Here is a 12,814-nt window from a genome sequence, read left to right as displayed (position 1 = left end):
TGATGAATGAGCAAGGCTCAGAATGATGTGGTCATAACGGGTATCGGCATCGTTACCTGCCAGGGCGTTGGCAAGGACGCGCATGTCGCCCTGCTGAAGGCGGACAAAGCGCCGGCGACCATCGTCGAAACCGAGAAGTTCAAGCCCTATCCCGTGCATCCGCTGCCTGAGATCGATTGGTCGCATCAGATCCCGAAGCGTGGCGATCAGCGGCAGATGGAAAACTGGCAGCGCATCGGCGTCTTCACCGCCGGTCTGGCGCTCGACGATGCCGGTTTCAAGGACGATCTGGAAGCCTGCGGCACCATGGACATGATCGTCGCGGCCGGGGGCGGCGAGCGCGACACCAATGTCGATACACTGATCGTCAACGAAGGCCTGAAGCGCAACGACCGCGAATTGCTTCTGAACGAGAAGCTGACGACCGAATTGCGGCCGACGCTGTTCCTTGCGCAGCTTTCGAACCTGCTCGCCGGCAATATCTCGATCGTACACAAGGTCACGGGGTCGTCTCGCACCTTCATGGGTGAAGAGGCCTCCGGTATTTCGGCCGTCGAAACCGCGTTCCACCGCATCAAGTCCGGCGAATCGAGCCATGCTCTGGTTGGCGGCGCATTTTCCGCCGAGCGCCTCGACATGATCCTGCTGATCGAATCCATCAATGCGCATGCTATCGGTGATTGGCATCCCGTCTGGTCGCGCAAGCCGGAAGATGGCGGCGGCATGATCATGGGCTCGCTGAGCGCCTTTCTCGTTCTTGAATCGCGTGCGCACGCCGAAGCGCGTGGCGCGCATATCTATGCGACGATCGATGCGGTCGAGGGCGATCGCGGCCGGCGTGACGAAGGCAAGCTCGAAGCACGGCTGGAGCGCATGCTCGCACCCGCAAAGCAGGCGCCTGGCGATGCGACGGTCGTCTTCTCTGGTACGACAGCAATTCCCGATCTCGCCAAGCGCGAAAAAGCCGTGATCGAAGCACAGCTTCCGGAGGCGGCCATCCGTGCCTATTCCGGCGTTTCCGGGCATGGGCTGGAAGGTCAGTTTCCGCTCGGGCTCGCCTTTGCTGCACTGGCCGTCGCCAATAAAGCCAAGGTGCCGCCCTTCGATGCCGCGAATGAAAAGCCGATGGCGACGGGCGCACGCAATGCCGTGGTAACAACCGTCGGCCATGCGCGCGGCGAAGGTATCGCCGTACTGTCAGCCGAAGCGTGAGGAACAGGACATGACCGCTTACAAGGATCATCTCGGACGTCCGATCGTCGCCGTCACCGGCATGGGGATCATCACGTCGCTGGGGCAGGGGCTACAGGATAACTGGAATGCTCTTTCTTCGGGCACGTCGGGCATTCACGGCATCACGCGCTTCCCGACGGACGGACTTTCGACGCGGATCGCCGGGACGGTGGATTTCATCGATATCCCCGTTCCGAACGCTGTCGAGCGCTCCTATGCTTTTGCCCGTGAAACAACCATCGAAGCCTTGGCCCAGGCGGGAATTTCCGGCGATTTCGACGCACCGCTCTTCCTGGCTGCACCGCCGATCGAACCCGAATGGAGCGCCCGCTTCGAGCTGGCTGACCGCTCACCTCCGGCAGATCACGAAGGCGATGCATATGAGCGCTTCCTTGCCGCCATGCGCCAGCGCCCCGATCTCGCCTTCCACGAAGCCGCTCTTTTCGGCGCCATTTCCGAGCGCCTTGCCGACCGTTTTGGCACGCGCGGCCTGCCGGTAACCCTGTCGACGGCATGTGCGTCGGGCGTAACGGCCATTCAGCTGGGCATTGAGTCTATCCGTCAGGGCCGCACCGCGCGGGCACTGACGGTTGCGACCGACGGATCCCTGAGCGCGGAGGCGTTGATCCGCTTCTCGCTGCTCTCGGCGCTGTCGACGCAGAACGATCCGCCGACGAAGGCATCCAAGCCGTTCAGCAAGGATCGTGACGGCTTCGTCATTGCCGAAGGAGCGGCGACGCTGGTGCTGGAATCGCTGGAAGCGGCCGTTGCCCGCGGCGCCAAGATCCTCGGCATCATGAAGGGCGCCGGTGACAAGGCGGACTCCTTCCATCGCACACGCTCTTCGCCTGACGGTGGTCCGGCGATCGCGACGATCCGCGCCGCATTGGCCGATGCCGGCATGGATGAGAGCGATATCGGCTATATCAACGCTCACGGCACTTCGACGCCGGAAAACGACAAGATGGAATATGGCGCGATGTCGGCTGTCTTCGGTGAGCGGCTTCCAACCATTCCGGTCTCGTCGAACAAGTCGATGATCGGCCACACGCTGACGGCGGCGGGCGCAGTCGAGGCGGTATTCTCGCTGCAGACGATGCTGACTGGCACGTTGCCGCCGACCATCAACTACAACAATCCGGACCCGTCCATCATTCTCGACGTGGTGCCGAACAAGAAGCGTGAAAAGCAGGTGAATGCCGTCCTTTCGAACTCTTTCGGGTTCGGTGGGCAGAACGCCAGCCTTGTCATGGCGCTTGAACCGGCTTAAGCGGACGTCTGAAAACAGGATACAACTGCGCCCGAGAGGCGAGGGACTTTGCCATGCGTGCTTTGCAACTGATCGACGACCGCAAACTTGAGATCACCGATCTGCCGGAGCCGGAGGCGCCGGGTGCGGGTGAGGTGACCTTGCGCGTCAAGGCTGTCGCTCTCAATCACATCGACGTCTGGGGCTGGCGTGGCATGGCCTTTGCCAAGCGCAAGATGCCGCTGGTCATCGGCGCGGAAGCTGCCGGTGTCGTCGAAGCGATCGGGCCGGGCGTTGCCAATGTTCTGCCGGGTCAGCTCGTGTCGATCTACGGCGCGCGCACGTGCGGCCTTTGCCGCCATTGCCGCGAGGGACGCGACAATCTGTGCGAACATGTCGGCGGCGTGCACGGCTTCCATCTCGATGGCTTCGCGCAGGAGAAGGTCAATTTGCCGGCCCGCCTGCTTGTTCCGGCACCTCCCGGCGTCGATGCGGTCGGTGCAGCGCTTGCTCCGGTGACTTTCGGCACCGTTGAGCACATGCTGTTTGACAATGCCAAGCTCGAACCGGGCGAAACGATCCTCGTTCATGCCGGCGGCTCGGGTATCGGTACGGCTGCCATCCAGCTTGCCAAGAAGATCGGCTGCACTGTCATCACCACGGTCGGTTCCGACGACAAGATCGAGAAGGCGAAGGCGCTCGGCGCCGATCACGTCATAAACTACCGTACCGACCGCTTCGAGGGCGTCGTGCGCAAGCTGACGAAGAAGAAGGGCGTCGACGTGGTTTTCGAGCATGTCGGCAAGGATACCTGGGCTGGCTCCATGCTCTGCATGAAGCGTGGCGGCCGTCTCGTCACCTGCGGTTCGACATCGGGCGTTTCGACCGAAATGAACCTGATGATGCTGTTCCAGCAGCAGCTGAAGCTTCTCGGATCTTTCGGCTGCCGCATGGAGAACATGGCCAATGCGATGCAGAAGATGGCGCGCGGCCTCGTTCACCCAGTGATCGATACCGAAGTCAGCTTCAATGACATCGATCGGGCGCTGGAGCGGATGGAATCGCGCCAGATCTTCGGCAAGATCATCCTGAAGATGGACTGAGCCGCGTGAAGCTTTTCGTCACCCGGATCGTCCTTGCGCTCAGAAATTTCCAGCAGTGGCTGGTGGCGCAGGTCATCTTCGGCTTCCTGAATTTCCTGAAACTGTTTCCGGCGGATGCGGGTATCAACTTTGCCGATCGGCTGACCCGCAAGATCGGTCCGCGTATGCGCCGGCATCAGCTGATGCTGACCAATCTGCGCAATGCCTTTCCGGAAAAGACTGAGGCGGAGATTGAAGAGATCGCACGTGCGAGCTGGGGCAATATGGGGCGCCTGGCAGCGGAATATGTCTTTCTCGACCGGCTTTTCGACTTCGATCCCTTTAGCGACAAGCCTGGCCGCATCGAAGTTTCCGGCATTCCCATCTTTCTCGATCTCCGGGACAATCCGCGCCCGTTCATCGTCTTTACCGGGCATACCGGCAATTTCGAGCTGTTGCCGGTCGCCGGCGCCGCCTTTGGTCTGAAGGTGACTGTGCTCTTTCGCCCGCCGAACAATCCCTACGTCGCTCAGAAGGTTTTCGACTTTCGTGCCAAGCGTATGGGCAATCTCGTGCCATCACACGCTGGCTCGTCGTTCGCGCTTGCCAGAGAGCTTGAGGCCGGTCGTGGCGTCGGCGTGCTGGTCGACCAGAAATTCCGTAAGGGTTTGAAGACGTTGTTCTTCGGTCGCGACGTAAAGACCAACCCCCTGCTGCCGAAGCTCGTGCGTCAGTTCAATTGCGAAGTCTATCCGGCCCGTTGCATCCGTCTGCCCGGCAATCGCTACCGGCTGGAGATCGAACCGAAGCTAGAGATGCCTCGCAACGAGGCCGGCGGTCTCGATCTGACTGCGACGGCACAGATGCTGAACGACAAGGTCGAAAGCTGGGTGAGGGAAAATCCCGAGCAATGGCTCTGGTATCATGATCGCTGGAATATCAAGAAGAGCGTTTTCTAGGCTCATTTTTGCATGGGCTGGCGGCAGTTTTGTCTGCATGGCCGCATTCGGTCTTCGTCCAGTCATTGTGCTTATAAGCCTTGTTTTTCATAAAGTTCTCCTTTGACGAGAACTTCTGCTCATCCCGATTGAAAGTGGGGATAAGTCATGTTAATTCACAATATAGAAAGTTTGGTGAGAATGCGGACACCAAGCTGAATATCCTTGGGCATGGCAGCGCCGGGAATCGAGGCCCCTGCGTCCTGTTGTGGTCAGGGACAGGAGGGCAATTTTGCTGGCACTCTTTCATGCCTTCTCCATGAAATGTAGTCAGATTCAGCGTGCGATAAAACTTGGCGACGACGAGCTTGTGGCATCGCTCGATCGTGAATTGGAGCCCCTTATCGCAGCTATCCTGGCCTATAAGGCCGTGAGTCTGCTTGAAATTTACATGCAGCTCCAGTTCATGAACAATCTCATCCGCGAAGAAGCGGATGATCGCTCACGGGTCCTGCGCAATTCTGCGTCGCTTTCGGCACTGATCGATCGTTATTTCGGCGGCGCGAGCGAAGCAGCGGGCGAAGTTTTCCGGGTCTTTTCGAGCGAGAAAATCGACCGGGACGACACGCTCGGCTTTGAGGAAGGCAGCGTTCTGAATGATGTCATTCTGGACAGCCTGCCCAATCGTGTCGCGGTCGTCACACGAGATTATCGCTATCTTTACAGCAACGCCGCCAATTCGGAATTTCTGAAATCGAAGCCGATGGAGCTTGTGGGGCGTCACATCTCGGAATTCATCGGCTCGGAAGATTTCGAAATCAGTCTGAAGGCGAAGCTCGATGCCTGCTTTGCCGGGGAAAAGGTGGAGTGTCTTTACCCCTCCTATCGGCAGATCGAACCCGGCAAGGTGTTTCGTTGCACCATCACCCCGTTGCGTGCCAAAGAAGAAGTGATCGGCGCATTGCTGGTCATGCATGAGATCATCGCCGTTCCCGCGGGCATGTTGGTGGCCTGAACCTGCCGTTCAGGCACCAAACAGCAATTTTCCAATGACGTCCGTGCTCAGGCGATGCTCCTCTTCGCCTGATTTTATGCTGACCTGATCCGTTTCGTTCGTACCGGAGCTCGATCTATCATCGGTCTGATTGTCATCGGTGCTGCATTCGAAACAATGACATTGGAACCTGATTGGTTTCGTCTTCTTCATGCTGCGGTCACGTTCCAACTGGCAAAGGGATCGGGCAGGTTCCGCCAGCGTTCGGGCGTGAAGCCGTCCGCCTCAATCAGGCAGGCGTTCAGTTCACTCGTGATATGCTTTTCGTTCATCGGATCGGCGCCGATGAATACCAGTTCTTGGCGCCGATCCCCCCATATCGGATCGAGATAGGGCGCAAGCGCTCGCTTGAAGCTCGGATCATGCGGCCACTGGTCTTGCGGCACGGCTGCCCACCAGAGGCCCATCTTGCTCGTGCGGACGAGCGCGCCGGCCTGGCTCATCTCGCCGACATAATAAGGTCTGGTCGCAAGCCAGAAGAAGCCCTTGGCGCGAATGACACCCGGCCACGACCGATTGAGAAAGGCCTGGAATTTAGGAGGATCGAACGGTTTCTTCGCGCGATAGACGAAGGAACGGATGCCATATTCCTCCGTTTCCGGAACATGATCCTTGAAGCCGTGCAGCTCCTTGTACCAGAGCGGATGGGTCTCGGCGCGATCGATGTCGAAGCGTCCCGTGCCGAGAACCTCCGATGGTTCCACCACACCGAAATCGGCTTCGATCAGGCGTGCATCGGGGTTGAGGCCGACGATGATCTTGCGGGCGGCGTCGCGTTGCTCTGCGGTCGCCGCGCCGACTTTGTTGAGAACGACAACATCGGCAAATTCGATCTGCTCGACCAGAAGGTCGACGATGGTCCGGTTGTCGCCGTCGCCGGCGGTCTCGCCACGATCGGCAAGGAAATCCGTCGATCCATAGTCGGAGAGAAGATTGGCAGCGTCGACGACGGTCACCATGGTATCGAGCCGGGCAACGTCGGAAAGACTGCGACCGTCTTCGTCGCGGAACTCGAAGGTGGTGGCGACGGGCAGGGGTTCGGCAATGCCTGTGGATTCGATCAGCAGATAATCGAAGCGCCCCTGTTCGGCGAGCTGACGGACCTCCTTCAGAAGATCGTCGCGTAGCGTGCAACAGATGCAGCCATTGGTCATTTCGACGAGCTGCTCTTCCGTCCGGGAAAGATTTGCGTTGCCGTCGCGCACCAGCGCCGCATCGATATTGACCTCGCTCATGTCGTTGACGATGACGGCAACGCGCAAGCCCTCGCGATTGTTGAGGATATGGTTGAGCAGCGTCGTCTTGCCGGCGCCGAGAAAACCGGAGAGGACGGTGACTGGGAGCTTCTTGTTCATGACAACTTCCTTTGTAATGTAATATCATTACATATGTTGTGATGAAAAAAGCGAGCAGCATGCCCGCTTCCTTCGGCGATGTTTAGCCTTGCGCTGAAAGGCAGGTTTTCAGGGAGCTTGCGATGCCGCGCATCAGGTCGAAATAGAGATCCGGTCCTTGCGGCAGCGTTGCAGCTTCCGGATCGAGGGTTCCCGACTTTGCGGAGGTGCCTTCCAGCACCACGTTGACCAGCTTCGGTTCGAATTGTGGCTCGGCGAAGACGCAGGTCGCGCCGAGATCGGCGACCTTGCTGTGGATCTCGGCGACGCGCTGCGCGCCCGGAATGGTTTCCGGGCTGACCGTGATGGAGCCTGAGACGCGCACGCCATAACGGTGCTCGAAATACTGGTAGGCATCGTGAAAGACGATGAAGGGCTTGTCCTTTACCGGGGCGAGCGTCAAGGCGATTTCCGTATCGAGAGCGTCGAGCTTGTCGTTCAGAGCTTTCTGGTTCGCTTGATAGGTCAGGGCGTTGACGGGGTCCGCCGCGACCAGGGACGTGGTGATCTCGGAGACCATCGCCTTGGCATTATGCGGATCGAGCCAGAGGTGAGTATCGAACTCGCCATGATCATGGTCGTGTCCATGGGCGTGATCGTCGCTGACCTCATGCTCGTCGCCATCGTCATGCGGTTCGAAGGCACCGCCCTCGCGGAACTTGAGTTTGGTAATGCCGGGCGCATCGTCGAGCTCGACGATGGTGGCATTAGAACCGAGCGCGGCAAGCGGCTTCTGCAGGAAGGCATCCATGCCAGGCCCAACCCAGAAGACCAACTTCGCCTCCTGAAGGCTGCGCGCATTCGAGGGCTTCAGCGCGTAGGTATGCGGGGATGCAGCGCCATCGACGATCAGATCCGGCGTGCCGACACCCTGCATGACGGCTGCGACCAGCGAGTGGATCGGCTTGATGGAAACGACGACTTTCGGCGCATCGGCTGCAGTAGCGGCCGTACCGACGAGCAGGCCGGAAAGGAGAAGGGAGGCGGCGATGGGAAGAAGAGTTTTTGCTGCGTTCATGCCAGAAATGCCCTTGAATGGGTCTGTTATGTTATTACATCAATTGCGTTATGCTATAACGTGTGCGATAGCATGGCGCAATAGTGCAATTGGAAATTTCATGCTTTCTTCCATCGACAGCAAGAGCCGTCCGCTCGTGTCGCTCCATGATGTCGGCGTCCGACGCGGTGGCCGCTGGCTGGTGCGTGGGGTCGATTTCTCCGTGAGCCGGGGCGAGATCGTTACCCTGATCGGCCCTAACGGTTCCGGCAAATCGACCAGCGCCAAGACGGCAATCGGCGTCTTGAAGCCGGACGAGGGGCGCGTGGAGCGCATTGCCAATCTGAAGGTCGGCTATGTCCCGCAGAAGCTTGCGATCGATTGGACCTTGCCGCTCAGCGTGCAGCGGTTGATGACGCTGACGGGACCTTTGCCGGAGCGTGAGCTGATCGCGGCGCTGGAAGCCGTCGGCATCTCGCATCTTGCCAAGGCCGAGGTGCAGCATCTTTCCGGCGGCGAATTCCAGCGGGCGCTGTTGGCGCGCGCCATTGCTCGCAAGCCCGATCTGCTCGTGCTGGACGAGCCTGTGCAGGGCGTGGATTTCAACGGTGAGATCGCGCTTTACGATCTCATCAAGTCCATCCGCAATTCACAGGGCTGCGGTATCCTGCTGATTTCACATGATTTGCATGTCGTCATGGCGGCCACGGATACCGTGGTTTGCCTGAACGGTCATGTCTGCTGCCGCGGCACGCCACAGACGGTCAGCCAGAGCCCCGAATATGTGAAGTTGTTCGGTACGCGGGCGGCGCAATCCCTGGCGATCTACAGTCATCACCACGACCACACGCATCTGCCTGATGGCCGCGTACAGCATGCCGACGGCTCGATAACAGATCATTGCCATGCCGACGACGGCCACCACCATCATGAAGATGACGATCATGGCCATGATCACGATCATGACCACAGCAAGGGAGAACGCCATGTTTGACGATTTCTTCCTGCGCGCCGTCGTGGCCGGCGTCGGGCTGGCGCTGACGACCGGGCCGCTCGGCTGCTTCATCATCTGGCGGCGCATGGCCTATTTCGGCGATACGATCTCGCATTCGGCATTGCTCGGCGTGGCGCTCTCGCTGCTGTTCCAACTCAATCTGACACTGTCAGTTTTTGCCGTTGCCGCCCTTGTGTCGATCCTGCTCCTGTTCCTGCAGCGGCGGCAGGCGCTGTCGGCCGACGCGCTGCTCGGCATCCTCTCGCATGCGACGCTGGCGATCGGCCTGGTCATCGTCGCCTTCATGAGCTGGGTGCGGATCGATCTCATTGCCTTCCTCTTCGGCGACATCCTGGCAGTCACCCAGTCGGACATTGCGGTGATATGGGGCGGCGGCATTTTCGTGCTGGCGGCAATCGCCTGGCTTTGGCGGCCGCTTTTGGCTTCGACCGTCAATCCCGAGCTTGCCGAGGCGGAAGGATTGCGGCCGGAGCGCGCAAGGCTGTTCTTCATGCTGCTGATGGCCGTGGTGATCGCGATTGCCATGAAAATTGTCGGTATCCTGCTTATCACTGCACTTCTGATCATCCCCGCGGCCACAGCGCGCCGCTTTGCCGCCACGCCGGAAACAATGGCGATCTTCGCTTCGCTGCTCGGCGCCATCGCCGTTGTCGGCGGGCTATTCGGGTCGCTGCGCTACGACACACCGTCCGGGCCTTCCATCGTCGTCGCGGCGCTCGTTCTATTTATCTTCAGTCTGCTGCCCCTTGTTCGCAGGGCCGGCACGCCAGCGGCGCAACAGAGAGGACAGTCGTCATGACCACTCCGATGCTCACCAAGAACCAGTCTCTCGTTTTCGATATCCTGACCAAGGCGGAAGCGCCGCTCAGCGCCTATACGATTCTCGACAAGCTGCGCGATCAGGGCTTTCGCGCACCGCTGCAGGTCTATCGCGCGCTGGACAAGCTGCTGGAATATGGCGTGGTGCATCGGCTCGAAAGCATCAATTCCTTCGTCGCCTGCGCCCATCCGAACGAGGATTGCCATAGCCATGGCCTCGTCGCCTTCGCCATCTGCGAAAGCTGCGGCCAGGTGATCGAGTTTCACGATCACGAGGTGGATCATCGGCTGATGGACTGGCTGAAATCACAGAAGTTCAAGGCGGAAAAGTCGACCATCGAAATTCGCGGCCATTGCGCCAATTGCGCGGCTTGATCTGCAAATCGCCGTTTATTTCATACTCGCCATGTAGTTATTAGAAGTTTCTAATCCAATCTTTTAAGATCGCGTGCGAAGCGCTGCCAGTTGGCAACATAGTTGCGGGCGGAGCGGCGCAGGCCTTCGATCGCGGCTTCATCCAGCGTGCGGATTGCTCTTGCCGGTGCGCCGACGATCAGCGAGCCATCCGGAAATCCCTTGCCTTCCGTGACAAGCGCGTTGGCGCCCACGAGGCAATTGTTGCCGATCTTCGCGCCGTTCAGGATCGTGGCGCCCATGCCGATCAAGGAGTTGTTGCCGATGGTGCAGCCATGGATGATGGCGTGATGGCCGATCGTGCAGCCTTCGCCGATGGTGGTCGGGTAGGCCGGATCGGTATGGACCATCGTGCCTTCCTGGATATTCGTGTCCTTGCCAACGACGATCGGCTCGTTGTCGCCACGTAGCACGGCGCCGAACCAGATGCCGACATCTTCGCCGATTTCGACCTTGCCGATGACGCTGGCATCCGGCGCGATCCAATAGCGGCCCGGCTCGGGTGTTTTCGGCGTCGATCCGGCAAGGGCGTAGAGCGGCATGGTCGATCCTCCTCGATCAGACGACGTTCAGCACAAGATTGGCGACGCCATCGACGGCGCAGCTGATCCGGTCACCCCGCGCAACGGGGCCGACGCCGGCGGGCGTGCCGGTCATGATGATATCGCCGGGGGCCAGCGTGAAGAGCTTGGAAAGCTCGGCGATGATCTCCGGCACCTTCCAGATCATCTGCGAGAGATCGCCCCTCTGGGCAGCCTCGCCATTGCGCATCAGCCAGATGCCGCCCTTGTCGGGATGGCCGACGCGGGTGGCCGGAGCCAATGCGGAAACGGGAGCCGAGTGGTCGAAGGCCTTGCCGATTTCCCAGGGGCGGCCGAGCTTCTTGGCTTCGCCCTGCAGGTCGCGGCGGGTAAAATCAATGCCGACGCCATAACCATAGACGCAATCCAGGGCCTGTTCGACCGGGATGTTCGCGCCACCGCCGCGCAATGCCACGACAAGCTCCACTTCGTGATGCACGTCCGATGACAGCGAAGGATAGGGGAAATCGCTCGAGACAAGCAGATTGTCCGGGTTCTTCTGGAAGAAGAAAGGCGGTTCGCGGGTGGGGTCATGACCCATCTCGATGGCGTGGTCGGCATAGTTGCGGCCGACGCAATAGACACGACGTACAGGGAAAAACTCGGTCTCACCCTCGATCGGCAGAAGGACAGGGGCAGGTGGCGGAATGACTGTCGTTAGTGGGGCGTTCATATGCGCTTTCGAAACTTTCATCTTTTTCAGAGGGCTGTTGCCGTCCGACTCCGTCAAGCAAGCTAGCATTATTGTTACAGCCGCGAAAACTGGCCTTTTTGAGGGATTTGGTGTAGAGCGCGGATCAGAAAGGTTTCCCATGTATAGCGACGCGCTGAAAACTGGCCGCAAGATCTTTGCGGTTGCCCCTATGATCGACTGGACAGATCGCCATTGCAGGTACTTGCACCGGCAGATCAGCCGGCATGCCTTGCTCTATACCGAGATGGTGGTGGCCGATGCGATCATTCATGGGCCGCGCGACCGGCTGCTGGGGCATGATGTCAGCGAGCATCCCGTTGCACTGCAGCTCGGCGGCTCCGACCCGGCCAAGCTTGCCGAGGCGCTGCGGATCGCGGAAGCCTATGGCTACGACGAAATCAACCTCAACGTCGGCTGTCCCTCGGATCGGGTACAGTCAGGCACCTTCGGGGCCTGCCTTATGCTCACGCCGGAGACGGTCGCATCGTGCGTTGCCGCCATGAAGGCGGTATCGAAGGCGCCTGTCACCGTGAAATGTCGGATCGGCGTCGATGAGCAGGAGCCGGAAGAGGCCTTGCCGGAGCTGATGACGCGCGTGCTCGATGCCGGCGCCGATGCGATCTGGATCCATGCGCGCAAGGCCTGGCTGAAGGGCCTGTCGCCGAAGGAAAACCGCGAAATTCCGCCGCTGGATTATGACATCGTCTATCGCATGAAGCAGCGTTGGCCGGAGGTCTTCATCGGCATCAATGGCGGCATTCAGACGCTGGATCAAGCCGAGGCGCATTTGGCTCAGGTTGACGGCGTCATGCTCGGCCGCGCCGCCTATCAGAATGCTGCCATTCTCGCTGACGTCGACCATCGCTTCTTTGGCGAACCGGCTGTCGAGGCCGACTGGAACGGACTGCGCGACCAAATGATAGCTTATGTGGAGCGCCATATCGAAAATGGCGGCCGCCTCCAGCATGTCGCGCGGCACATGGTCGGCCTCTTTACCGGCTTGCCGGGCTCGCGCCGCTATCGCCAGATCCTCTCCACCGACGCCAACAAGCCGGGGGCGGGCTCGGAGGTGATTGCAGCAGCTTTCGCGGCGGTGGATTTTGGCGCGGACTCGGAGCGGGTCAGCGCTTGAGGGGATGCTGATTCCCACGGCCTTCGTCCTTCGAGGGTAGCTTTCGCTTCCACCTCAGGGAGAGGGTTGATCGGCTGGGAGTTAAGAAGCAGCTTGGTGTTAAAGAGATCATCTCACACCCGTCATCCTCGGGCTTGACCCGAGGATCCACGCCCAAGGTACACTTGTGCGTCCAAATCGACGAGAGTCTGGTTTCGTTTTGGAAGGGTATC

13 protein-coding genes are annotated in these 12,814 nt (G+C 59.8%); 9 read left to right on the top strand and 4 right to left on the bottom strand.

Features of this window, described 5'->3' with window-relative positions:
• Positions 1-6: 6 nt before the first annotated feature.
• The 5 genes from RTCIAT899_RS10425 (at position 7) to RTCIAT899_RS10405 (ending at position 5,517) form a co-directional block, all read left to right on the top strand.
• Positions 7-1,212 carry a beta-ketoacyl-ACP synthase gene (locus RTCIAT899_RS10425; protein ID WP_015340189.1) on the top strand — a complete coding sequence of 402 codons (1,206 nt, stop codon included), beginning with the start codon at positions 7-9 and terminating at the stop codon, positions 1,210-1,212.
• 10 nt (positions 1,213-1,222) lie between these two features.
• The gene (locus tag RTCIAT899_RS10420; protein WP_015340188.1) at positions 1,223-2,503 is read left to right on the top strand and encodes a beta-ketoacyl-ACP synthase; all 1,281 of its coding nucleotides are present in this window, start codon (positions 1,223-1,225) and stop codon (positions 2,501-2,503) included.
• Between the two features lie 53 nt (positions 2,504-2,556).
• The gene (locus RTCIAT899_RS10415) at positions 2,557-3,585 is read left to right on the top strand and encodes a zinc-binding dehydrogenase (RefSeq protein ID WP_015340187.1); all 1,029 of its coding nucleotides are present in this window, start codon (positions 2,557-2,559) and stop codon (positions 3,583-3,585) included.
• A 5-nt stretch (positions 3,586-3,590) separates the two neighbouring features.
• Positions 3,591-4,523 carry a lipid A biosynthesis lauroyl acyltransferase gene (locus RTCIAT899_RS10410; RefSeq protein WP_015340186.1) on the top strand — a complete coding sequence of 311 codons (933 nt, stop codon included), beginning with the start codon at positions 3,591-3,593 and terminating at the stop codon, positions 4,521-4,523.
• A 271-nt stretch (positions 4,524-4,794) separates the two neighbouring features.
• Positions 4,795-5,517: a PAS domain-containing protein gene (locus RTCIAT899_RS10405; RefSeq protein ID WP_015340185.1), complete on the top strand. Its 723-nt coding sequence runs from the start codon at positions 4,795-4,797 to the stop codon at positions 5,515-5,517.
• 188 nt (positions 5,518-5,705) lie between these two features.
• Here the strand turns inward: RTCIAT899_RS10405 and zigA are convergent, their stop codons facing one another.
• Positions 5,706-6,911, bottom strand: coding sequence for a zinc metallochaperone GTPase ZigA (gene zigA / locus RTCIAT899_RS10395; protein ID WP_015340184.1), 1,206 nt, complete (start codon positions 6,909-6,911; stop codon positions 5,706-5,708).
• A gap of 82 nt (positions 6,912-6,993) precedes the next feature.
• Complete coding sequence (znuA, locus tag RTCIAT899_RS10390) at positions 6,994-7,968, bottom strand: zinc ABC transporter substrate-binding protein ZnuA (RefSeq protein ID WP_015340183.1); 975 nt, start codon at positions 7,966-7,968, stop codon at positions 6,994-6,996.
• A 100-nt stretch (positions 7,969-8,068) separates the two neighbouring features.
• Between znuA and RTCIAT899_RS10385 the strand changes: the two genes are divergently transcribed.
• The 3 genes from RTCIAT899_RS10385 to RTCIAT899_RS10375 are packed head-to-tail and all read left to right on the top strand — an operon-like array spanning position 8,069 to position 10,156.
• Positions 8,069-8,941: an ATP-binding cassette domain-containing protein gene (locus RTCIAT899_RS10385; protein ID WP_015340182.1), complete on the top strand. Its 873-nt coding sequence runs from the start codon at positions 8,069-8,071 to the stop codon at positions 8,939-8,941.
• Positions 8,934-9,761 carry a zinc ABC transporter permease subunit ZnuB gene (gene znuB / locus RTCIAT899_RS10380; RefSeq protein WP_015340181.1) on the top strand — a complete coding sequence of 276 codons (828 nt, stop codon included), beginning with the start codon at positions 8,934-8,936 and terminating at the stop codon, positions 9,759-9,761. Before RTCIAT899_RS10385 ends, znuB begins: the two co-directional genes overlap by 8 nt.
• Positions 9,758-10,156 carry a Fur family transcriptional regulator gene (locus RTCIAT899_RS10375; RefSeq protein ID WP_041677490.1) on the top strand — a complete coding sequence of 133 codons (399 nt, stop codon included), beginning with the start codon at positions 9,758-9,760 and terminating at the stop codon, positions 10,154-10,156. The genes znuB and RTCIAT899_RS10375 overlap by 4 nt, the downstream gene beginning before the upstream one ends.
• 50 nt (positions 10,157-10,206) lie before the next feature.
• Here RTCIAT899_RS10375 and RTCIAT899_RS10370 read toward each other — a convergent pair whose 3' ends face one another.
• Together RTCIAT899_RS10370 and RTCIAT899_RS10365 are read right to left on the bottom strand one after the other, a co-directional pair.
• A complete protein-coding gene (locus RTCIAT899_RS10370) occupies positions 10,207-10,737 on the bottom strand; it encodes a gamma carbonic anhydrase family protein (RefSeq protein WP_015340179.1) in 531 nt (176 codons plus the stop codon).
• A gap of 16 nt (positions 10,738-10,753) precedes the next feature.
• The gene (locus RTCIAT899_RS10365) at positions 10,754-11,449 is read right to left on the bottom strand and encodes a fumarylacetoacetate hydrolase family protein (protein ID WP_041677906.1); all 696 of its coding nucleotides are present in this window, start codon (positions 11,447-11,449) and stop codon (positions 10,754-10,756) included.
• 154 nt (positions 11,450-11,603) lie between these two features.
• Between RTCIAT899_RS10365 and dusA the strand changes: the two genes are divergently transcribed.
• Entirely contained in the window at positions 11,604-12,602 is a 999-nt protein-coding gene (gene dusA, locus RTCIAT899_RS10360) for a tRNA dihydrouridine(20/20a) synthase DusA (RefSeq protein ID WP_376766855.1), read from the top strand.
• Positions 12,603-12,814: the final 212 nt, after the last annotated feature.

The organism is Rhizobium tropici CIAT 899, assembly GCF_000330885.1.
In the GTDB taxonomy this organism is placed as follows: Bacteria; Pseudomonadota; Alphaproteobacteria; order Rhizobiales; family Rhizobiaceae; genus Rhizobium; species Rhizobium tropici.
Note: the sequence above shows the minus strand (reverse complement) of the source record. Positions and strands in the feature narration are given on the sequence as shown.

What these genes read in the sequence shown, in the direction of transcription:
- RTCIAT899_RS10385 (WP_015340182.1), top strand. Translation starts at nt 8,069, where the DNA reads ATGCTTTCTTCCATCGACAGCAAGAGCCGTCCGCTCGTGTCGCTCCAT.
- zigA (WP_015340184.1), bottom strand. Translation starts at nt 6,911, where the DNA reads ATGAACAAGAAGCTCCCAGTCACCGTCCTCTCCGGTTTTCTCGGCGCC.
- RTCIAT899_RS10420 (WP_015340188.1), top strand. Translation starts at nt 1,223, where the DNA reads ATGACCGCTTACAAGGATCATCTCGGACGTCCGATCGTCGCCGTCACC.
- RTCIAT899_RS10415 (WP_015340187.1), top strand. Translation starts at nt 2,557, where the DNA reads ATGCGTGCTTTGCAACTGATCGACGACCGCAAACTTGAGATCACCGAT.
- RTCIAT899_RS10365 (WP_041677906.1), bottom strand. Translation starts at nt 11,449, where the DNA reads ATGAACGCCCCACTAACGACAGTCATTCCGCCACCTGCCCCTGTCCTT.
- znuB (WP_015340181.1), top strand. Translation starts at nt 8,934, where the DNA reads ATGTTTGACGATTTCTTCCTGCGCGCCGTCGTGGCCGGCGTCGGGCTG.
- RTCIAT899_RS10370 (WP_015340179.1), bottom strand. Translation starts at nt 10,737, where the DNA reads ATGCCGCTCTACGCCCTTGCCGGATCGACGCCGAAAACACCCGAGCCG.
- RTCIAT899_RS10425 (WP_015340189.1), top strand. Translation starts at nt 7, where the DNA reads ATGAGCAAGGCTCAGAATGATGTGGTCATAACGGGTATCGGCATCGTT.
- RTCIAT899_RS10375 (WP_041677490.1), top strand. Translation starts at nt 9,758, where the DNA reads ATGACCACTCCGATGCTCACCAAGAACCAGTCTCTCGTTTTCGATATC.
- znuA (WP_015340183.1), bottom strand. Translation starts at nt 7,968, where the DNA reads ATGAACGCAGCAAAAACTCTTCTTCCCATCGCCGCCTCCCTTCTCCTT.